This is a genomic window from Streptomyces sp. NPDC031554 (genome assembly GCF_055580685.1).
This window is the reverse complement of the sequence record NZ_JBVIKX010000002.1, coordinates 96839-118064: the sequence shown is the minus strand read 5'-3', so window position 1 is coordinate 118064 and position 21226 is coordinate 96839. Positions and strand designations below refer to the sequence as shown.

Here is a 21226-nt window from a genome sequence, read left to right as displayed (position 1 = left end):
TCACTCCGCACGGCCCGGACGACCCGCACGGCCCGGACGACCCGCACGGCCCGGATGCCCCGCACGGCCCGGACGACCCCGCATGCCCCCGCATGACGTGACATGACCCGGCACCGCCCGGCACCTCCCCCGTCACAGGGCGATGACGGCCCGCACCACCGTGCCCTCGTCGGAATGCCGCACGGACGTCTCCAGGGAGTACGCGTCGACCAGGGCCAGCCCGCGGCCGAAGTCGGCACCCATGTCGGCCGCCTCGCAGCGCCGCGAGGGGCGCTCCCGCCACCGCCCGTGGTCGCGCACCACCACGGTCAGCTCGCCGTCACCGGCCACGAACATCACCTCGAGGTCGGCGCTGCCGCTGTGCAGGACCACGTTGGTCGCCAGCTCGGTGACGATCACGGAGAGCGCCTCCTCCGCCGCCGCGGGCAGCCGGCGGCTGCGCGCCAGCGCCTTCGCCAGCCGGCGCAGGCAGGGCACGGCGGGCGCGGACGCCACGAGGGCCGCCGTCGCCAGGACGTGTCCGGTGCCGGGAGGCACCGTCTCGCGGAGGCACACGGACTCCGGCGGCCTCTCCACGCCGGGGAGCACCCCGCCGGGGCTCGGATAGGTCACGTTGCTCACGCCGGACTCCTGCCTGGCAGCCGACCGCGTCGGTGGCGGGCCCTGCCGGTACCACCGGCCACGGGCCTTACGCGCTCCACCGTGCCCGCCCTCCGAAGCCCACGGCAATCAGGGCAGACTGAGTACGGATACGCAAACAACAAGGCGACGCGTGTGAAGACGGGGTGACGAAGCATGCCGGACACCGCCGCACCGGCGGCCGGGGCCGAGGCCGCGCTGCTGAGACGGATCGCGGCCGCCCTCGCGCCGGAAGGACCGGGCAGGCCCCTCCTGCTGCTGGTCGAGGGCGCCGCGGGAACCGGCAAGAGCCGCCTGCTGCGCCGGCTCGCGGTGGGCCGGACCGGGACCGTGCTGCGGACGGTCCCCGACGGGCCGCTCCCCGGCCACGGCCCCGTGCTGCTCCTCGTCGAGGACGTGCACCGCGCGGCGCCCGCCGAGACCGCGCGCCTGGCCTCCCTCCTCGCCGATCCGCCCGCGCGTCTCGTCTGCGTCCTGAGCCACCGCCCCGAGGAGCTCGCCGAACCGGGGCTGGTCCTGGGGCCCGGCACCGAGTTCCCCGCCTCCCTCACCGTGGTCCGGCACGTCCTCGGACCGCTGGACGTCGCCGCCGTCCGCCGCATGGCCGACCACGCCCTGGGGGCGGACCGCGCCACGGCCGGCCTGGCCGACACCCTGCACCGCGCCTCCGGCGGCGTCGCGCAGGTCGTCGCCGACCTGCTCGACCAGCTGGCCGCCGACTCCCCCGCCGGCGGCCGGCCGCTCTGCGTCGACCCCGACCGGCTGGACGCGCCGCCCCGTCTGACCGCCCTGATGCTGCGGCGCACCGCCGCCGTGCCCGCGGAGCACCGGCAGATCGTGTTCGCCGCCGCGGTCCTCGACGAACCCGCCGCCTCCCGCGACCTCGCCGTCGTGGCGGGTCTCGCCGGCCGGGACGGCCACGACGCCCTGGTCGCCGCCCTGCGGGCCGCCGCGCTCCAGGAGTGCGGCGACGGCCGGTACGGTTTCGCCTCACCGCTCGCCGCCGCAGCCGTCCGCGGCGCGGCGGACGGGCCCGACCGGGAGGCGCTGCACCGGCGGGCCGCACGTCTGCTCGCCGGGCGCCAGCCCGTCCCCTGGGAGCGCGTGGCCGGTCACCGCCGTGCCTGTGGCGACGAGCGGGGCCGGCTGCAGGCCGTCGAGCGCGCCGCCCAGCAGTACGAGGACGCCGGCGAGCAGTCGCGCGCCGTGGGCCTCCTGGAGTCGGCGCTGGAGACCGGCACGATTCCCGAGCAGGTCCGCTCCCGGCTCGCCATGCTGCTGGCGCGCTGTGCCGTGGTGGGTCTGCGCTCCGACCAGACGCTGGAGGTGCTGCGGCACATCGTGGCCGACGCCGGCCTGCCTCCCGCCGTGCGCGGGGAGATCCGTCTGGACCTCGGGCTCCTGCAGTGCAACCAGATGGGCCAGGTCATGGAGGGACGGGACGAGCTCGCCCGCGCGGTGGACGAGCTGGCGGGCCGGCCGGTGCCGCTGGCCCGGGCGATGTCGGCGCTCGCGATGCCGTACGGGCCGGACGCGTCCTTCGCCGAGAACGTCGTCTGGATCGAGCGTGCCGTGGCCGTCGCGGAGGAGTCGGGGGACCCGGTGGTCCAGGCCGCCGTCGCCGCGAACCGGGTGAGCGTCCTGCTCAACGGCGGCGACCCGGCCGCCTGGCAACTCGTCGAGCGCCTGCCCCGCGACAGCGACATCGTCGGCAGCCGGCAGCAGACCGCCCGCGGGCTGTGCAACGCGGCGGACGCGGCGGTGTGGCTCGGCCACTACGAGAAGTCGCGGGCCCTGCTCCGTGAAGGGGTGGAGCTGGCGGCGCGCAGCGGCGCCGTCTACGCCGAGCAGACCGGCCGCGGCTGCGCCCTCGTCCTCGACTGGGCGACCGGGAGCTGGTCCGGGCTCGCCGACCGGTGTCGCGCCTTCGTCGACGAGGCCGGTGACATGCCCTACCTCGCCTCCGACGCCCGGATGGTCCTCGGTCTGCTCGCCCTGTCCCGCGGCGAGTGGGCCGGTGCGGTCACCCACCTGACCGGGCCCGGAGCGGCCGACCTCGACACCGGCCCGGTACCGATCTCGGCGACCGTGTCCGGTGCCCTGATCAGGATGGCGCTGGCCCACGACGACGTCGCCGGCGCGGCCGCGGAGGCGGCCGCGGCGTGGCGGCGGCTGCGGGCCAAGGGGCTGTGGGCCTGGGCCGCCGAACTCGCCCCCTGGGCGGTGGAGGCGGCCCTGCGGGCCGGGGACGTGCCCGCCGCGCGCGCGATGACCGACGAGTTCGCCGCCGGACTGGAGGGCCGTGACGCGCCGTCGGCCGAGGCCGCGCTCGCCTGGACCCGCGGCGTCCTGGCCGAGCACACGGGGAGGACGGCCGAGGCCGCGGCGTACTACGGGGGGAGTGCCGCCGCGTACCGGGCGCTGCCCCGGCCGTACCACGAGGCGCTCACCTCGGCGGCGGCCGCCCGCTGCGCCCTCGCCCTCCGGGAGGGCGACGGCCCCGCCGTCGCCGCGCTCAGCGACCGCGCCACGGTCTTCGACTCGCTCGGCGCCACCTGGGACGCCGCCCGCACCCGCGCCGACCTGCGCCTTCACCAGCCCGCCGGGGAACGGCGGCCGCCCGGCCGCCCCGGGTACGGCGACGTCCTCTCGCCGCGGGAGGCGGAGGTCGCCGAACTCGCCGCCGCGGGCATGTCCAACCGGGAGATAGCCGCCACCCTGCACCTGTCCCCGCGCACCGTCGAACAGCACGTCGCCCGGGCGCTCCAGAAGATCGGCGTGCACTCCCGGCAGCAGCTCGCACACGCCCTCGGGGCGGCGGGTTGATTACGTATCCGTGAACGCCCGTCCCGGATGGCGCGGCGGGCCGTGGCCGTCCGATGCTCTTGCGGGCGGCGCCGCTCCCCACCCCCCACGACGGCGCCGCGACGGGCCGGCCGCCCTCACCGCGGCCCCGCCCGGGCACGCGGCCCGGCCGTCCGGACCCGACGGCGGACGGCCGGGCCGCGTGCCGCTCGGTGTCCCGGCCGGTCCCCGCCGGCTGCCGGGCGGACGGACAGGCGAGCAGGCGGGCAGCGGGGCGGCGTCGGCGAGGGAGGCGGACCGTCGCGGCCCGACGGTCCGCCGCATCACGTGCGTGCCATGATGTGCCGCGTGAGTGAGCAGCGACAGCACGCCGAGATCGTCCACTGGCGCCGCAGCCTGTGGCGGGGATCGCGGTGCGAGCCGGTCCTGCTCGTCCTGGCCCCCGCCGGACTGCGCGCGTACGACCGGGCGTCGCGGATCGTCTTCGAGGCCGCTCCCGGGGAGGTGGGCGGACGCCTCACCCGCTTCGGGACCCTCCGCCTGACCGTGGCGGGCCGGCGGTACGACCTGGTCGGACGCGGCGCCGACCGGTCCCCCGCGCCGAGCGCCGAACAGGAGCGGGACCTCGCCGCCCTGCGGCGGCCCCGGACCTCCGCACCCGACGGCTCCACCGACTCCGCGAACCCCACCGGCGCCGTCGACCAGTTGCTGAACGCGGGAGCCGCGGGCAGGATGCGTGCCTGGCACGCCCGGCTGGCCCGGGCGGGCGCCCGCCTGGACTGACACGGGCCTCCCCGGCGCTCCGGGCGGCCCGGTGCCGACTCCGCGCCTTCACGGGACCCGCGTACCCCCTCCGCGCCTTCACGGGACCCGCCTGCCCCTTCCGCACCTTCACGAGAACCGACTCCGCCGTACCGGGCGTCCTGTTCTACGGTGCCACCAGGCATCCATGACCAGGGAGGGACCGTGCAGCAGCCCGGGGCGGCGCTCGCCGAGCGGATCGCCGAGCGGAGAAGGGGCGGGGACGACCCCCGCGCCCTGGTCGGGGAGATGCGGCGCTCGGTGCTCCTGGTGCCGGTGGCCGACGGGGGTCTGTGGTCGGTGCGTTCGGGTGGGGTGCGGTGGATCTGCGGGTTCACCGACGAGACGGCCCTGGCCCGGTTCGCGCTGCGGCACGGGCCCGGTGACCGGCCGGTGGAGTACGCGGCGCTGCTGGGGGCGCGCATCGTCGACGAGATCGTGCCCGCGCTGGAGGAGCCCGCCGGTCTCGCCGTCGACATCGCCACCGAGGACGGGTCGATGTTCTTCCCGCCGGTCGTCGGCATCGTCCCGGACGCGGCGGCCGTCGACGCCGACGCCGGTACGGCGGGACGTCCGACGGGACCTGAGACGGAACGGGGGCCGCGGTCATGAGCGGTGACGGGACGGACCTCAACCTCGACAAGGCGTCCGTCGCGAAGTTCACGCAGGGCGTGGGCGCGACGATCGACCAGCTCGGCGACCTCGGCGGCCCCACCGGGTCGATCACGGGCAAGGGCTTCTCGGAGCTGGCGATGACCGGGATGGAGGCCGGGCACCACGGCCTCTCGGTCGACTTCGAGGACTTCTGCGAGCGCTGGGAGTGGGGAGTGCGCGCCCTGGTGCACGACGCCAGTGAGCTGGCGAACCGGCTCGGGCTGGCGGCGGGCACCCTGTGGGAACACGACCAGTACGTGGCGGGCACGCTCAAGGTGGGCGCCAACTCCCTGTTCGGCGGCAACCCGCACGCCAGTGAGGAGGAGATCGCCCAGCAGGACTGGGGCGACGTCTTCACGCCGGACTACCTGGACCCCGACTGGAGTGCCGAGTCGTGGGACAAGGCCGGCGACGAGATGGGGCAGACCTGGAAGGACACCGGCCGCACCGTCCTCACCGAGGGCCGGGGCGGTCAGCAGTCGGAGATCCTCAACGACGCGCTCGGCATCTCCGACGACCAGTTCGACCGGGCGCTGGACGACACCTTCGGCCCGTCGCCGGAGGAACGCGCCCGGCAGGAACAGCAGCAGGGTGAGCCCGGGGGGAACTGACCATGGGTATCGGCGACTTCATCAGCGACATCACGCCCGACTCGGTCGAGGACGTGGTCGAGGACGGCGTCGAGTGGGTGGGCAACCGGGTCGAGGACGCGGGCAACTGGACCGCCGACCGGCTGGACGACGTCGGCTGGGAGTCCGGCGCGGACTGGGTGCGCGAGCAGTCCCGTTCGGTGGCCAACCGGCTGGGCGCCGAGGTCGACGAGATGGACCTCGGGCAGACCGAGGACAAGACCAAGCTGATCTACGGCAGCCCCGACAAGCTCACCGCCACCGCCGCGAAACTCCGCGCCTTCCAGAAGGCCTTCGACGGCACCGGCGACGGTCTCAAGGGCATGGACCCGGCCCGGCTCAAGGGCGAGACGGCCGAGGCGCTGCGGACCGCGGTGAGCACCCAGCCGCCCAAGTGGTACGGCGCCGCCGACGCGGTCGAGAAGGCGGCCGGCGCGCTGGACGCGTTCGCCGACACCGTCACCTGGGCGCAGGGACAGGCGCAGACGGCGATCGACAAGTGGAAGGAGGGCGTCAAGGCCTCCGAGGACGCCGCCGACGCCCACCGCAAGAAGGTCGACGACTACAACGGCGCCGTCGACCGCTACAACGCCCAGCCCGCGGACAAACGCGACCCGTCCTCGCTGCCGCCCAAGCCCGCCTCGACGTTCGGCGACCCCGGCAAGAAGCTGATGAAGGAGGCCCAGGACCTCCTCGCCGAGGCCCGCACGCAGCGGAACTCGGCGGCGGAGACCGCCCGCACGGCGGTGCGCGCCGCCCGCGACATGGCCCCGGAGAAGCCGTCGTACGCCGAGCAGCTGGGCGACGGGCTGCAGGAACTGCAGATCATGGGCGACCACGTCGGCGGCGGCATCATCAAGGGCACGGCCGGACTGCTCAACTTCGTGCGCGGCGTGAACCCGCTGGACCCGTACAACATCACGCACCCGGCCGAGTACGCCACGTCCCTGAACAGTCTGGCCGCGGGTCTGGTGGTCGCCGCCAACGACCCCGTCGGCACCGGCAAGCAGATGATCGGCGACTTCATGAAGGACCCGGCCGAGGGCTTCGGCCGGCTCATCCCGGACCTGGCGCTGACCGCGGCCACCGGTGGCGGCGGCGCCGCGGTGAAGGGCATCCGCGTCGCCGAGGAGGCCGCCGACGCGGCCCGGCTGCGCAGGCTGGTCGACGACGCCCCGGACGGCACCCACAACCGGCCCGACGGGGAACGCACCACGGACGGCACCGACCCCGTCGACCTCGCCTCGGGCCGGATGTTCCTGCCGCAGACCGATCTGACGGTCCCCGGCGTCCTGCCGCTGGTGTTCACCCGCCGCACCGAGTCCGGCTGCACGGCCGGCCGCTTCCTGGGCCCCTCCTGGACCTCCACCGTCGACGAGCGCCTCCAGGTCGACGCCGTCGGCGTCCTGCACGTCACCGCCGACGGACTGCTGATCCCGTACCCGCACCCGGTCCCCGGCGTGCCCACCTCGCCGGAATCGGGCCGGGCCCGCACCCTGCTGGCCCGCGAGCCCGACGGCGACTACACGCTCACCGACCCCGACAGCGGCCTGGTCCTCCGCTTCACCGCCCCGCCGGGCGCCGAACCGGGCGGCGACGGCACCGCCTGGCTGTCGACCGTCACCGAACGCAACGGCCACACGGTCACCGTCGACCGCGCCGAGGACGGCCTGCCGCTGGCCCTGGTCCACTCGGCGGGCCACCGGGTGACGCTGACCACCGCCGACGGCCTGGTCACCGCCCTGTCCCTGGCCGGCGCGGGCGAGGACGGCGCGGACCTGCCCCTGATGGCGTACGGCTACCGGGACGGCGACCTGACCACCGTCACCAAGCCGTCGGGCGCGACGACCACCTTCCTGTACGACGACCGCCGCCGCGTCATCGCCTGGATCGACTCCAACGGCAGCCGCTACGACTACCTCTACGACGACTACGACCGCGTGGTCGCCGAAGGCGGCGAGGCCGGCCACGTCCAGATCACCCTCGCCTACACCGGACCCGACCCCGAGACCGGCCACCGCACCACCACCCTCACCACGGCCGAAGGCCACGCGACCCGCCACCTCGTCGACCGGCACTCCCGGGTGATCGCCACCACGGACCCGCTCGGCCACACGACCCGGTTCCGCCACGACGCCCGCGGCAACCTGCTGACCCGCACGGACCCGCTGGGCCTCACCACCGCCTTCACCTACGACGACGCCGGCCGGGTCGTCTCCGCCACCCGCCCCGATGGAAGCGAACTGCGCACCGCGCGAGGCCCGTTCGGCCTGCCGGTGGAGGTCGTCGCGCCGGACGGCACCCGCATGGTCCACGCGTACGACGAACGCGGCAACCGCACCTCGGTCACCGACCAGGTCGGCTCCACCACCCGCTACACCTACGACGACGCCGGCCGGCTCACCTCCGTCACCGACGCCCTCGGCGGCACGACACATGTGGTGTGTGACGCGGCCGGGCTGCCCGTGGAGGTGACCGCTCCCGGCGGCGCCGTCACCCGCACGGAGCGGGACGGCCTCGGCAGGCCGGTCCGGGTCACCGATCCGACGGGCGGCGTCACCCTCCTGGAGTGGCACGTGGACGGGCAGCTCGCCCGGCGCACCGGTCCCGACGGCGCCACGGAGTCGTGGACCTACGACGGCGAGGGCAACTGCCTCACCCACACCGACGCGTCCGGTGGCGTCTCCCGCTTCGAGTACACCCACTTCGACCTCCTCTCCACCCGCGTCCAGCCGGACGGCTCGCGGTACGAGTTCAAGCACGACGCCAACCTGCGTCTCACTCGGGTCATCAACCCCCAGGGACTCTGCTGGACATACGCGTACGACGCGGCGAACCGCCTCGTGTCGGAAACCGACTTCGACGGCCGAACCCTCAGTTACCACCTCGACGCCGCAGGGCAAATGACGTCCCGGACCGACGCTCTCGGCGGCGTTCTCAAGCTGGAACACGACCGACTCGGCCGAATGATCAGGAAGGAAGCCGGAGGCAGGACCACTACCTACGCCTATGACGCGTCGGGACGTCTCTTGCAGGCATCCGGCCCGGACGGCGACCTGATCCGCCAGTACGACCGGCGTGGCCTGCTCAAGACCGAACTCGTCGACGGCCGCGCCACCACCTACGTGCACGATGCACTCGGTCGCCGGACTCGACGCGTGACTCCGACCGGCCATGTCACGACGTATACCTACGACCGGGCAGGCCGCCTCGATCTGATGACCGCGAGCGGCCGTCAGATCGGCTTCACCCATGACGCCGCAGACCGTGAAGTGTCGCGCTCCTACGGCGACACGATGACCCTGTCATCCGTCCGGGACGAAGTCGGCAAGCTCATCGCCCAGTACCTCACAGCCGGTGAACAGGCCCTGAGCAGCCGTACGTACACCTACCGTGCCGACGGTCACCTCACCTCCGTGACCGATCAGCTGTCCGGCACCCGGTCGTTCGAGCTCGACGTTGCCGGCCGTGTCACCGCCGTCAACGCCCACGGATGGACGGAGCGCTACGCCTACGACCTGGCCGGCAACCAGACCGAAGCCTCCTGGCCCTCCACCCATCCGAGTCACGGGACAACCGGCCCTCGCACGTACACCGGCACCACGATCACCCGTGCCGGCGACAGCCGCTTCGAACATGACCGCCTGGGGCGTGTGATCCTCAAGCAGCGGACCCGGCTGTCCCGCAAACCGCAGACCTGGCGCTACGCATGGGACGGCGAGAGCCGCCTCACCTCGGTCGTCACTCCGGACGGCACCCTCTGGAAGTACCGTTACGACCCGCTGGGCCGCCGCATCGCCAAGCAGCGCCTCTCGGACGACGGTGAGACCGTCCTGGAGGAAACCCGGTTCACCTGGGACGGCATGGTCCTGTGCGAACAGACGACTGCCTCCCACGACCTGCCGAACATCGTCGCACTCACCTGGGACCACCGCGGCTCGGCTCCTGCCGCCCAGACCGAACGCGTCATCGCCGGCGAGGCGGGGCAGCGGGAGATCGACCGCCGCTTCTTCGCCATCGTCACGGACCTCGTCGGGACCCCGACCGAACTGGTCGCCGAGGACGGGAACGTCGCCTGGCGCGCCCGGTCCACCCTCTGGGGCAACACCGCCTGGAACCGAAGCAGCACCACCTACACGCCTCTCCGTTTTCCCGGCCAGTACTACGACCCGGAGACCGGCCTCCACTACAACCTCTTCCGGCACTACGACCCCGCCACAGCTCGTTATCTCACCCCGGATCCGCTCGGCCTCGCTCCCGCACCCAACCCGGCCGCATACGTCCATAATCCGCACACCTGGGCGGACCCTTTGGGCCTTTCTCCCTATCAGGACAAGGGAGGAAACGCGGAGATCGATTCCCGGAAGCTCGACTACCTGTTCAACAAGGACATCAAACCGGACTCGCACAACTCGCCGAGGGCGCTCCAGAACGAACTGCAACTCCACCGGATCGGCATACCGGACACTCCGGAGATGCGACGGTACGTCACCGACCATCTGTCACAGGCGTCCCAACAGCCGTTCGGGCGCACATTCACCAAGGAGTGGCCTGGCGGAAGCGGAGAATTCGGTGTGACCGAATCCGTCCTCCACGGCCCCCACGGAGCCCTTGGCGTGGAGAGCACATGGCAGATTCTGCCGGACGGCGGGCATAGACTTTCCACAGTCATCTTCCGCGGCAGCGGCCCCAATGTCAGCATTCACGGCAGCCTGGACCACTGGCCGCCGTACACCGGAAAATGAAGGTGAACGTGTACCGAGAGTTCCTCACCCCGGACGACGAAGAGGTTTACGAGGCCATCGGCGAATGGCCGGATTCGGACGAGAACGGCACGCGGGTTCTCGCCCTGGAGGATACTTACGGCCAATCTATTTCTTTCTCCTACGATGCTCTGGCGAGGTCGGTGAGGATCCGCTGGGTGAACGATCAGGGAATCGAGATGTTGGATTCTTTCCGTGAAGGCGCTACACGCCTTTCTGTCACGTCGGAGCAATCAACCAAGCACATTTCGATTGATTTCCACACGGGCGAGTGCGCGGGGACGATGGTGATTCAGGTGGCTCCCCACTTCTCGGTACACGACCGCTTCCTGTTCCAGTAGACAGCACCAAGGGTTTCTGTGGTGAATGAGAAATCGTCGGCCCCAGCACCCGGGGACGCACAGATCGATGCGGCGACGGCGTCCGTGACCGCCGCTCACCCGCCTCGCATCAAGGCCTGGTCACGCCTTGATGACGTCACCTCGGCGAGTGCGGCAGCACGGCAACTGGCGTTGCTGGACGCATTCACCGACGGAACGTGCGACGCACCGGACTTCGCGCACGGCCGGTGGAAGGACCGGCGCGCTTCCCAGGCGAACGGGGAAAGGATCCAGGGGGCCCTCGGTGATCTCTTCGACCAGGTGTTCATGATCCTCGAGGACTACTCGGTCGCCCCCGACCTAGCAGAACCCGGCGATCTCGACGACGCCAAACCCCAGACAGCCGTAAATGCGGTCTGGGCGGCGTTCCGTCGCCGAGAAGCCGACCGGACCGGACGGTGAAAGTGTCTCGACCCGAGTGTACGTCGGCGCTGATCGGACGAGCCGGCCATGACGATGCGACTGACCTTCACCGATGGCCGGCCTGATTTCTGCTTCCGTGCCCATGACGACGGGTGTTCCGCATTGAAGTCCCGTGAATTCATCGAAATCGCCCGCATGCTCCTGGAAGGCGATCCGCACGTACGCGAGCGCGCAGCCGACGAAGTGACCGACCACCTGGGCGCTTACGCACCCGCCCAGGCATCGGCCCTGGCGACACTGCTGGCGGCGACTGCCGTCTCCGAAGAGGCGAGTGCCGCCCTGGAAGCCGAGTTGCACGCCCTCGTCGAGCTCGCCTCCACCGGGCACGTCGGCCTCGACACTCTTTTCCCGTTGCGCGAGATCCCCCTCGCCGGCCTTCCTCCTCAGTTGCAGGACTACGTCGGTGATCTACTGGAGGGGTGAGCGTGAGCGAAGCCTCGACCGGGCGGGGGACGGCGACGACCGTGCGACTGGCCTTTGACGGCGACTGGCGCGCAACGGTGACGGACAGCCCGCTGCGCATCTCCCCCCGCTTCACCGGCAGCGCCTCCGTGGACGTTGCGCGCTACGTGGATGCGGCGGAGCGGGAGCGTTTCCTCGCGGACACCCTCGGCAGCCAGGAGTGGCTGTGGGACGCGCCTGACGTCCTCCGGTTCGACAAGACCGGCCGAGAGCTGGTCGGAGCGGAATTCCACTGGCCGGAGGAGTCCGCCTCCGCCGAGGAGGTCGCCCGCCTTCCCCTGACGCCCGCGGTACGCGCGGGCGGGCTCCGCGCCGATGAGGTCCGGGACTTCCGCCATGAGAGGTGCACGGTGCTGTGCCGCGCCCCCGGGGACACCGTGCTGACCTGTCTGCGCGATCTCGACGTCCTCGACGAACCGCTGGACGCCCGCGTCGGCATCGCCCCCGACGTGGCGCTCCTCGTCCAGCACGGCACCGTCGTCGGCTGGAGCCTCACCGACCCCGTCCGCCATCTGACCACGACGTACGCCGACCCCGACCCCGACCCGCCCTCCCCCACCACCCGCCGCCTGTTCACCGAATGCCTGGACCTGATCACCACGCCGGTGGTCGACGACTTGGTGGACGGCGAACCGGCGGCACTGGCCCGCCTCCAGGCCGCCGACAAGGCCCTGCGCGAGCAGCGCGAGGACCGGCACCGGGCCGGCGCCCTGCTCGAACTGATCGCCACCTACGTCGAGGACTACGGGAAGTGGTGACGACCGACCGAGAAGCAGCCGTACGGCTGCTCGAGCGCTGCGGCCTCGAGGTGACGGGAGGGGCGGCGCATGGTGGCCCACCCGTGATCGCCGCCCTCCACGCGGTCAACGGATTCGAGGTCGAGCCGGTCGCCGCGATCCCCGCCACCGCCCCGCACGCCGCCGACGAACTGGACCAGGCGTGGCATCACCACGCCGCACAAGCTCCACTGCACACGCAGAACGGCGAGTTCCTCGTCCTCTCGCCCATGCCGGGAGGGAGCGAGGTTGGCTGGATTCGTGTCAGGGACCCGGCCGGCAAGAACCTCCCTTTCCGCGTTTCCGCAGCGACGGGCTCACCGGAGTTCGTCGCGGTTTCGGTCGACGGCCGCCACCTGTGTGCCGCTTCGGTCGAGGAATACGACTACTGGGTGGTGGTGCACGAGTTCTGAGGTTCCGGGAACGATCCTCCCTCCGCGTCGCCGGGGTCGTGCACGAGTACAGGGTGATCCCCGACCGCCCCGACCTGCAGCCCGACCCGCAGAAAGTACCGGGAGAGCTCCGTCAGGAAAGGCGAGACATGCCTGTTCCGACCCCTGCGGCCGGTGACTTCCGCCGTGCGATCGACGACGCCGACGGCAGGCAGGCAGGTCGGCGAAGCGGCCCGCGAGCCGGCCGGGGCGTCCTGGTCGGCGGCGGGATGTCTGCGGCCGTCGTCGTGAACCTCTTCACCGCCGGGTACTACGACGTTGCCGGTCTGGGTTCGGGGGTGGTCGGCATCGCGAACGTCAGACCGGCAGCGGCCACCGTTGCGACGAGAACTCTCTTGGCCACCTGCGTCATGGTCATTCACCTATGGGGGACAGGAATGGAAGTGATCATGTGAAGTTGTCGTATCTCTTCGCCATCGGCCCGGCGCGAGCGCTGCGGCCAGGTGGAAGGCTACGGAGAGTGCGGGTCGCAGTCGTCACCACGCAGAGCCAACTCGGGCGTAGCTCCCACGGGGGACAGACCGCCTGGGCGCTTACGCACCGGCTCAGGCATCGGCCCCGGTGACACCGCCGGCGGTGGCTGTTGCCTCCGAAGGGAGGAACGCCTCCCTGGAAGCCGAGTCGCACGCCCTCGTCGACCTCACCTCCACCGGCCACGTCGGCCTCGACACTCTTTTCCCGTTGCGCGAGATCCCCCTCGCCGGTCTTCCTCCTCAGTTGCAGGACTACGTCAGTGATCTACCGGAGGGGTGAGCGTGAGCGGAGCCTCGACCGGGCGGGGGACGGCGACGACCGTGCGAGTGGCCTTCGACAGCGACTGGACCGCGACGGTGACGGGTGATCCGCTGGACGTCAGCCCACGTCTCGACTTCCGGGACTTCCTTGTGCGCATCGCGCCGTACGTGAACGTCGAGGAACGCGGACGGTTCCTCCTGGACGCCTTCGGCAGTCAGCCGTGGTTGTGGGACACGCCCGACGAGCTCGGGTTCGACCGGACGAGCCGGGAACTGGTCGGAGCCGAGTTCCAGATCGCCTATCAGGGCGCCGATGCCGAAGACTCGGCCCGTGTTCCGCTCACGCCCGCCGTCCGCCCCGGCGGCCTTCGCGCGGACGAGGTCCGGGACTTCCGCCTCGAGGTGACCACGGAGCTCTGCCGCGCCCCCGGAGACACCGTGCTCACCTGCCTGCGCGACCTCGACGTCCTCGACGAACCACTGGACGCCCGCATCGGCATCGCCCCCGACGTCGCGCTCCTCGTCCAGCACGACACCGTCGTCGGCTGGAGCCTCACCGACCCCGCCCGGTACCTGACCACCGGCTTCGCCGCCCCCGACCCGACGCCGCCCTCCCCCGCCACCCGACTGCTGTTCACCGCATGCCTGGACCTCGTCACCACCCCCCTGCTCTACGAGGTGAAGGACCGGAACCCGGCCGCCCTGACCCGCCTCCGAAAGGTCCACCAAGCCCTGCACGACCGACGCGAGGACCGGCACCGGATCGATGCCCTGCTCTCCCTCATCGACGACCTCATGGAGGACTACGGGAACCCGTGACCTCGCAGCCGTGCCCGGTCACGGGGTGCGGTTCCCGCGCAACGCCTGGAGCAGCCAGGAGGCGTCCGGGAGCAGGCCGGGTACGACCTGCCAGCCGTTGACGACCCACACCAGTCGCCAGTACCGCTCCACGAGCGGATCGCCGGCCACCTCGAGTTGTTCGATCAACCGGGCCGTCACCTCCGCGTCCGGGATGTGCGGGTACGCCTGCGCGAACAGCCGGACGACGCTCTCGACGACCGGTCCGGCCTCAGGGCCCGTCGGGTCGATGCCCGCTTGCTTCGCCGTGGTGATCCGCTCGCGCACGGGCTCCGGCAACCCGTCGTCGATACCGGATTCGGCCGGGTCCGCCTGGCGCTCGGCGGTCCTGCGCATGCGGTCGCGGAAGTCCTCGTCGCCGATGAGTTCGTTGAGTTCCGCCCACGCGCGGACCTGCGCGGGAGAGGGGTCGTCGGGGAGGTGGGGAGCGGCCACGCGCACCATGGCCGCCAGATCGAGTCGGGTGTGCTCCGCACCGAAAGTGGTGGCGATGAACTCGTCGACCAGGCGTCGGCGTTCGGCTGTGGTCAGCCGGGTGAGCTTGTGCATGAGAGCGGCCTCCTCGGGACCGGAACCGTGGTCGGCCACGGCCCGCAGGACGCTGCGACGCAGGCGCAACGTCCGGATCCGGAGGTCCACGGCATCGGCGTGGACCGCCGCGACTTCCGCCACCGAGACCTTGCGGTCCAGCACCCGCCGGATGGTCGCGAGGCCCAAGCCCAGCTCCCGCAGCGTGCGTACGAGGTCCAGACGGAGCAGTGCGTCGAGGTCGTAGAGCCGGTAGCCGGCGGGGCTGCGGCCGGCTACCGGGACCACTCCGGAGTCGGAGTAGAAGCGGATCGTCTTCACCGACAGGCCTGTCCGCCGGGCCACCTCCCCGATCGGGAGGAGCGTCGCGTCGTTCATGCGCCTCATCCTGGTGTCTCCCGTGGCGGGAGACTCAAGGGCGTCCGCACACGGCTCAGTCGGGGCCGCCGGTTCCGTCCGGTACGGCCGCCCGTACGAACGCCGCGATCTCCGGGACGCTCGGGACGCGACCGGCGGAGGTGTCCACCGTCAGGGTGGGGACGTCGAGGGAGATCGGCACGAAGGAGTCCAGCGAGTGCTCGCCGGCCGCGATCCTGTCGAGCAGGTCGCGGTCGCCGTGCGCGGCCCGGTGGGCGTCCTCCTCGGCGCGCCGGACGATGCGGTCGTGCGCGATCGCGGCGGGCGTGACGCAGCGGACGACGCGGATCCGGGCGAGGTCCACGAGCGGTTCCAGGTGCGGCCGCCACAGCCGGTCCTGGTAGGCGGCCTCGGCCACGGTCGTCACCCCGGCCCGGAGCATCACCTCCAGCACCCCGAAGAACGCCTCCAGCGCGGGGCGGTTCAGCGGGTCGTCGCCGCCGCCCCGGTAGCCGGGGGTGGACATGACCAGTCCCTGTTTGATCTCGTCCCGGATGACGGCAGGGCATCCGAGTTCCCGGGCGAGGGCACGGGCCAGCGTGGTCTTCCCCGTGCCGGGGCCTCCGCTCACGACGGCCAGCGTGGGCGGGGTCATGACGGGTTCACCCGCTCAGCCGCCCGTCCTTGACGGCCGAGACGAAGGAGGCCCAGCCGGCGGCCGGGAACACGAGCACCGGGCCGTGCGGGACCTTGCTGTCCCGTATCGGGACGGCGACGGCGGCGAAGTCGGGGGAGAGCTCGAGGCATGCGCCGCCGTCCGAGTTGCTGTGGGAACTCTTGCGCCACGTCACGTTGCCAAGGTCGATGGATCGCACGGTACTTCCTCCAACAGGCGCCGGATGAACTTCAGCGACTCGGCCCGGGTCAGTGCCAGGTCACGGACTGCATCGTAAGCGGCTTGCAGCTTCTCGACCGCCGCATCGTCCTCGATCAGGTCACCCCGGTGCGCGTTCTCCGTGTAGGCCACCGTGCGTTGCTGCGGCAGACGCAGAAACCACACGTCGGTGCTGTCGAGTCCGTACGGACCCGCGCTGAAGGGCAGTACCTGGACAGCGATGTTGCGGTGCTCCGCCGCCTCTGCGAGGTGCTTCAGCTGCCCCCGCCACTCGGAGGTGTCCAGCAACGCCGTCCGCAGGACCGCCTCGGAGAGGATCGTCCGGAACCGGGGCGCGTCCTCCCCCTCCAGCAGCTCCCGCCGCCCCATCCGCGCCTCCACCTGCTGCTCCAGCTCCTTGCCCTTGAGGCCGCCCGCCGCCAGTACCTCCCGCGCGTACCCCGGTGTCTGCAGCAGGCCCGGCAGGACGCTCACCGCGAAGTGCCACAGGCTCACCGCCTCGGCCTCCAGGGCCATGTACCGCCGGTACCGCTCGCGGAACTGCGTGTGGTCCCCCGCGGCCAGCTCCCACAGCGCGAGCAGCAACCCCGGCGTGCCGTAGTGCGTGTCGAGGGCCTGGACGACCTCCGGACTGCCGAGCGTCTCGCCCTTCTCCATCTTGCCGAACAACGACCAGTCCCAGCCGAGCCGTTCACCGAGCGCCCGCAGGCTCGTCCCGCTACCGGCCCGTAGCGTCCGCAGTTCCTCGGCGAACCGCTGACGGGGTTCCTGGCTGCGGCCGGTGACGACGCGTCGCTGCGGCATACCGCTCCCTCCGGGACGTTCGTGCGACCGATGTGGAACCTGTGGAACCGACTCCGGGTGGCGGAGAAGCACCACCCCGTCCACACCCCGGCCGCCCCCACCCGGCCGCATCCTCGTGACGACCGGACCACGCAGAGTAATTCAGCCCATGCGGTCAGGTCATGGAATCAGCGCAACCACACCCCGTACGGACACCGACACCCGCGAGGACCCTCATGGACCAGACCCGCCCGATCCCCCACGCCTCCCACGACTCCCACGCCTCCCGCGTCCCCAGGACCGCCGAGGCCCTCGAAGCCCGTGACGCGCTCGCCGCCGCCCTCTCGCGGGCCGGCATCCAGCTCCCCGCCATGGACGTCCGTACGCCGTGGGCGGACGACCGCGAGGCCGGGGCGCGGTACGCACTCGTCCACCTCGGGGTGTGCTCGGCCCCCGTGGCCCTGATGCTCGCGGACGTGATCGTGAAGGGCGTCGGCGGGTGACGGAGGACGCCGCCGGGGTTCCGGCCGTCGGCGAGGCGGTCCGCGACGTCGGCCGTGACCGCGTCGGACGCGTCATGGGCCATCAGGGCCCCTACGTCCAGGTCCGCCCGCTCGGTGGTGGCCGCGAGTGGGACGCCGATCCCGGCCTGCTGCGGACGCTCACCCGGGACGAGCTGCTGAGCGCCCTCGTCGCCGAGGCGAACGCCCGCGGCAGGCGGCCCGGGTGACGGCACCGCCCGGTCGGCGTCGGCCGCGGCGGCCCGGCGCCGGGGAGGGGGTGTCCCCCGGCGCCGGGTCTTTCGGTGCGTCGTTCGTCCGTTCCTCGTGGGTGCCGGTCCGGTCAGGTGAACGGGATGGTGAGGACGGAGCCCGCGCCCACCTGGAGGGTGGACGGGGTGCTGCCCAGGGCGCTCCAGACCTCGACGCGGACGGTGCCGCCGTTCAGGTCGCCCAGGGTGCCCGTGGCGGAGTGCAGGCCCTGGCGGGCCGAGGAGTACGCCTCCCAGCCGGGGACCGGGTCGGTGGCGAAGTAGCGGAACGTCTCGACGCGTTCGAACGTGCCGTCGCCGGTCAGGTCGTACGACACCCGGGCCTGCTGGGCGTTGCCGACGGAGGTGCCGGCGTCGACCTTGAGGTCGAAGGCCGTGGCGGCACCGGATTTCAGGGTGCCCTTCACGTTCTTCACCTCGTGGACGAGCGGGTTCTTCGGTGTGCCGTCGTTGTTGGTGCCGCCCGCCGGCTGAACGGTGGCGGAGGACGGTGCCGTGGCGGCCGTGGTGCTGAGGCGGCCGTTCGGCTGCGGGTAGAAGGTGTCGCCCGTGACGTACGGAGGGGGCGTGTCGCCGGTGGTGGTGACGGTCACCGTGCCGCCGGCCGGGCCGACCTGGCCCGCGGTGTCGCGGGCCTTCACGCTGTAGGTGTAGGTGGTGCCGGGGGTCAGCCCGGTGTCGGTGTACGTCGTGCCGGTGACGGTGGCGGCCTTGGTGGTGCCGCGGAAGACGTCGTAGTCCTTGACGCCCTTGTCGTCCTGGGCGGGAGTCCAGGTCAGGGTGACCGCGTGGTCGGTGACGCCGCTCGCGACGGGGGTGCCGGGCGCGGTGGGCCGGTCGTCGTCCGGCGGCGGGGTGGTGCCGCCCGCTCCGCAGAGCTTCTCCAGCGGTGTGTCGTCACCCGCTCCGGACGCGGTGGACCTCGCCGGGACGTCGAGGACGCCGCCGTCGGAGAACGTCACCGAGCAGGCCTCGGCGCCGTAGTTGTGCGCGGCGTAGGTCTTGGTGCCGTTCTTGTCGAAGGCGACGGCCGTCGGGGTGTTCGCGGTGACGGTCATGTCGGGTGCGCCGACGGCGTCCATCGTGGCGACCCAGTGGTAGGTGTGGGCCCTGGTCTCGCCCTCCTCGGGGACGTAGCCGCCGTTCCCCTGGTTCCAGGCCGCCATGGCCTTGGCCGGGTCGGCCAACGCCTGCGCCTCCCAGAAGATGTCCCGCCACTCGACGGCCGGACCGCCGTTCGCCTTCTCCATCTCGGCGATGCTGCGGCGCAGCATGTCCTTCTCGCGCGCCAGGTGCAGCGAACCGCCGGTCACGGGGAGGAAGTTGATGCCGTGGATCTCCTCGGGGTTGGCGGTCCACCAGGTGGAGTGAGCGCCGCCGCTGCTCCAGACCATGCCCACGACGTCGTGGGTGAAGTCCTCGGGGAAGACCTGCCGGTCGGCGTCGAACCAGTACTGCGCGATCGCCTCCGACTCGGTCGTCATCAGGTAGACGCCCTGGTCGCGCAGCGCCTTGTCACCGGTGGCCGAACCCCACATGATCAGCGCCGCGCTGAGGTTGACCGACTCCGAGGACGACTCCTGGTTGTTGCCGGCGGCGAAGGCCTCGTGGCCGGCGGCCCAGCTGTGCCCGGCGTAGACGTCGAAGCCGCGCAGGAACGGGTATCCGGCGTCGTCCCTGGCCGGGTTGGCGGCGTCCTTGATCAGCTCCTTCACCATGCCGCCCCACGCGGAGTCGGCGGCCCACCCCGGGTCGTACTGCGCCACGATCGCGGCGGCCATCACGTAGTACGAGTAGTGGAAGTGATGGTCGTTCAGCTCCAGGTCGCTGCCGTAGGAGGCCGGGTAGCCGATGAGGGTGCGCCAGTCCTTGTCGTAGGAGAACTCGGAGGGGCCGCCGACGGTGAACCACTCCTCCATGCGTCCCTCGATCAGGGCGAGGAGCTCGTCGCGGGCGGCGGTGGCGCCGATCTGGTCGGCGATCGGGACGAGTTGGGCCAGCTTGCCGAGGGCCTTGCCGGTCCAGTAGGTGTCGGTCGCGCCGCTGAACGGATCACCTTGCGCCAGCACGTCGTCGATGTACGCCTTGAGCTTGGCCTTGTCGACTCCGGCGGCGCTCGGCAGGCCGGGCAGCACGCCGTTGACGTCCTGGACCGTCGTGAAGGACGTGCCCTCGCGGACCTTCATCGCACCGCGCGACGAGACGTAGGTGTGGTCGGTCAACTCATCGGTGGTGTGCATCCACTGGTGGCGGTAGAGCGCCTGGAGGGTGCCCGTCTCGGTGCCCTCCTTCGCCTCGGTGGTCAGCGAGTAGGTCGCCTTGACCTTGCCGTCGCCCTCCAGGTATTCCCAGCTGGTCGTGGAGCCGGTGACGAAGCTGAAGGCGTACCGGGTGTAGTCGGCGAGCGCGTCCTTGCTGGGCAGGACCGCGAGGGAGAAGTAGTCCTCGGCGCCGAGGTCGGCGCGGATGTCGTTGCCGGAGACGGTCCAGTCGCTGGTGCTCGGGGCGAACAGCGCGTAGTCGTGGCCGGCGATGGTGACGCCCAGGACGTTCCCGCGGTCGGCGAAGACGGTGGGCGGGGCGGCCGCCGTGATCTGCGCCGCGCCGCCGGTGCCCTCGGCGTAGACGTACGGCGAGCCGTGGCCGATGGTGGTCCGCAGGGTGCGCGTGCCGTCCTTCCAGTAGGGGGTGACGGTCCAGTCGCTCCAGCCGTCCGCCCTGGCGTCCGGGGAGTTCAGGCCCGCGAGGCCCAGAGTCAGGTCGGCCTTGTGCGGGAACTCGTACTGGCGGCCGTCGCCCACGATCTGGTGGGCGGTCGGGTAGCCGACCTCCAGGCCGCCGGAGACCGCCTTGTAGGTGAGGGGGTGGCCGTACATGTTCTCGGACCACGGGTTGCCCGCGAAACGCTGGAAGACCAGCGAGGACCACCAGTCGTTGGTCGGTACGGGCTTGTCCGCCATCGCGGGCGTCACCTTCGGCCTGACCGCCTGTCCGCCGCTGTCGGACGGCCCTTGTCTGCCCGGCGGTCGTACGTCGCTGTAACCGCCCTTGCCCACCTGGACGGTGGCGGCGGAGGCGACGCCGGAGCCGACGGTCGCACACAGGCCCGAGGCCGCCACCGCGGCTACCGACAGTAAGGCAAGGTGTTTGCGGAATTCCATGATCCACCTTTCTGAGAGCGCTCTCAAGACGGCGTCAACGTAGGACCCTGATGGTGAGCGGTCAATACTTCGCGCACGGACGACCGGGCGTCCGGTACGCACCCGTCAGGCGGTCGCGAGGTGGCAGTCCGGCGCCCGCCGCCCCGCGGGACGCGCGCGTGCCGCCGCCGCGGCGGGTCGGCCGACGCCCGTGCGGTCGAGCCGGTTCCTCCGCACGGACGGCTCTCGAACCGCCCTGAGCAGCGAATTCGAGGGGCGTGGGGAGTGGGCCCTCGGTCCCGACCGACCGTTCGCGAGGCGCCGGGACCGGGCGGCCGGCGAAGGGGAGCGAACGGTTCCGGGGGTCCCGGCCCC

Annotated in this window: 21 protein-coding genes; 15 read left to right on the top strand and 6 right to left on the bottom strand. The window is 72.0% G+C overall.

Going from position 1 to position 21226, the window contains the following annotated elements:
* Positions 1-132 precede the first annotated feature (132 nt).
* Positions 133-621 carry an ATP-binding protein gene (locus ACZ5FU_RS05980; protein ID WP_451531054.1) on the bottom strand — a complete coding sequence of 163 codons (489 nt, stop codon included), beginning with the start codon at positions 619-621 and terminating at the stop codon, positions 133-135.
* A 174-nt stretch (positions 622-795) separates the two neighbouring features.
* On the opposite strand from ACZ5FU_RS05980, the gene ACZ5FU_RS05975 reads away from it, so the two are divergent.
* The 13 genes from ACZ5FU_RS05975 to ACZ5FU_RS05915 all read left to right on the top strand — a co-directional run bounded on the left by ACZ5FU_RS05975 (position 796) and on the right by ACZ5FU_RS05915 (position 14337).
* Positions 796-3465 carry a LuxR C-terminal-related transcriptional regulator gene (locus ACZ5FU_RS05975; protein ID WP_468645637.1) on the top strand — a complete coding sequence of 890 codons (2670 nt, stop codon included), beginning with the start codon at positions 796-798 and terminating at the stop codon, positions 3463-3465.
* A 327-nt stretch (positions 3466-3792) separates the two neighbouring features.
* Positions 3793-4227, top strand: coding sequence for a hypothetical protein (locus tag ACZ5FU_RS05970; RefSeq protein WP_451531056.1), 435 nt, complete (start codon positions 3793-3795; stop codon positions 4225-4227).
* Between the two features lie 183 nt (positions 4228-4410).
* Positions 4411-4857, top strand: coding sequence for a hypothetical protein (locus tag ACZ5FU_RS05965; RefSeq protein WP_451531057.1), 447 nt, complete (start codon positions 4411-4413; stop codon positions 4855-4857).
* Positions 4854-5510 (top strand): hypothetical protein, encoded by a 657-nt coding sequence (locus ACZ5FU_RS05960; RefSeq protein ID WP_468645635.1) that lies wholly within the window; start codon positions 4854-4856, stop codon positions 5508-5510. Before ACZ5FU_RS05965 ends, ACZ5FU_RS05960 begins: the two co-directional genes overlap by 4 nt.
* 2 nt (positions 5511-5512) lie before the next feature.
* Complete coding sequence (locus ACZ5FU_RS05955; RefSeq protein WP_469044813.1) at positions 5513-10273, top strand: putative T7SS-secreted protein; 4761 nt, start codon at positions 5513-5515, stop codon at positions 10271-10273.
* Positions 10274-10281: 8 nt separating this feature from the next.
* Positions 10282-10632, top strand: coding sequence for a hypothetical protein (locus ACZ5FU_RS05950; protein ID WP_451531060.1), 351 nt, complete (start codon positions 10282-10284; stop codon positions 10630-10632).
* 21 nt (positions 10633-10653) lie between these two features.
* Positions 10654-11073 (top strand): hypothetical protein, encoded by a 420-nt coding sequence (locus ACZ5FU_RS05945; RefSeq protein ID WP_468833358.1) that lies wholly within the window; start codon positions 10654-10656, stop codon positions 11071-11073.
* A 48-nt stretch (positions 11074-11121) separates the two neighbouring features.
* A complete protein-coding gene (locus ACZ5FU_RS05940; RefSeq protein WP_468645629.1) occupies positions 11122-11517 on the top strand; it encodes a hypothetical protein in 396 nt (131 codons plus the stop codon).
* 2 nt (positions 11518-11519) lie between these two features.
* Entirely contained in the window at positions 11520-12314 is a 795-nt protein-coding gene (locus tag ACZ5FU_RS05935) for a hypothetical protein (protein WP_451531063.1), read from the top strand.
* Positions 12308-12745, top strand: coding sequence for a PH domain-containing protein (locus tag ACZ5FU_RS05930; RefSeq protein ID WP_451531064.1), 438 nt, complete (start codon positions 12308-12310; stop codon positions 12743-12745). Before ACZ5FU_RS05935 ends, ACZ5FU_RS05930 begins: the two co-directional genes overlap by 7 nt.
* A 128-nt stretch (positions 12746-12873) precedes the next feature.
* On the top strand, positions 12874-13179 hold the full coding sequence (locus ACZ5FU_RS05925) for a hypothetical protein (RefSeq protein ID WP_451531065.1): 306 nt from the start codon (positions 12874-12876) through the stop codon (positions 13177-13179).
* 181 nt (positions 13180-13360) lie between these two features.
* The gene (locus ACZ5FU_RS05920; protein WP_451531066.1) at positions 13361-13537 is read left to right on the top strand and encodes a hypothetical protein; all 177 of its coding nucleotides are present in this window, start codon (positions 13361-13363) and stop codon (positions 13535-13537) included.
* A 2-nt stretch (positions 13538-13539) separates the two neighbouring features.
* Positions 13540-14337: a hypothetical protein gene (locus ACZ5FU_RS05915; protein ID WP_451531067.1), complete on the top strand. Its 798-nt coding sequence runs from the start codon at positions 13540-13542 to the stop codon at positions 14335-14337.
* Positions 14338-14355: 18 nt separating this feature from the next.
* Here the strand turns inward: ACZ5FU_RS05915 and ACZ5FU_RS05910 are convergent, their stop codons facing one another.
* From ACZ5FU_RS05910 to ACZ5FU_RS05895, 4 genes are read right to left on the bottom strand one after another with little or no spacing between them, the layout of a single operon-like run.
* Positions 14356-15282: a MerR family transcriptional regulator gene (locus tag ACZ5FU_RS05910; protein ID WP_451531068.1), complete on the bottom strand. Its 927-nt coding sequence runs from the start codon at positions 15280-15282 to the stop codon at positions 14356-14358.
* A 55-nt stretch (positions 15283-15337) separates the two neighbouring features.
* Positions 15338-15916 (bottom strand): P-loop nucleotide/nucleoside kinase family protein, encoded by a 579-nt coding sequence (locus ACZ5FU_RS05905; RefSeq protein WP_451780080.1) that lies wholly within the window; start codon positions 15914-15916, stop codon positions 15338-15340.
* Positions 15917-15923: 7 nt separating this feature from the next.
* Entirely contained in the window at positions 15924-16136 is a 213-nt protein-coding gene (locus tag ACZ5FU_RS05900; RefSeq protein ID WP_451531071.1) for a DUF397 domain-containing protein, read from the bottom strand.
* Entirely contained in the window at positions 16109-16960 is an 852-nt protein-coding gene (locus ACZ5FU_RS05895) for a helix-turn-helix domain-containing protein (RefSeq protein ID WP_451780082.1), read from the bottom strand. The genes ACZ5FU_RS05900 and ACZ5FU_RS05895 overlap by 28 nt, the downstream gene beginning before the upstream one ends.
* Before the next feature lie 215 nt (positions 16961-17175).
* On the opposite strand from ACZ5FU_RS05895, the gene ACZ5FU_RS05890 reads away from it, so the two are divergent.
* Both ACZ5FU_RS05890 and ACZ5FU_RS05885 read left to right on the top strand, forming a co-directional pair.
* Positions 17176-17442 carry a hypothetical protein gene (locus ACZ5FU_RS05890; RefSeq protein WP_451531073.1) on the top strand — a complete coding sequence of 89 codons (267 nt, stop codon included), beginning with the start codon at positions 17176-17178 and terminating at the stop codon, positions 17440-17442.
* Positions 17439-17669, top strand: coding sequence for a hypothetical protein (locus ACZ5FU_RS05885; protein ID WP_451531074.1), 231 nt, complete (start codon positions 17439-17441; stop codon positions 17667-17669). Before ACZ5FU_RS05890 ends, ACZ5FU_RS05885 begins: the two co-directional genes overlap by 4 nt.
* A gap of 113 nt (positions 17670-17782) precedes the next feature.
* Here the strand turns inward: ACZ5FU_RS05885 and ACZ5FU_RS05880 are convergent, their stop codons facing one another.
* Entirely contained in the window at positions 17783-20872 is a 3090-nt protein-coding gene (locus tag ACZ5FU_RS05880) for a glycosyl hydrolase (RefSeq protein WP_469044785.1), read from the bottom strand.
* Positions 20873-21226: the final 354 nt, after the last annotated feature.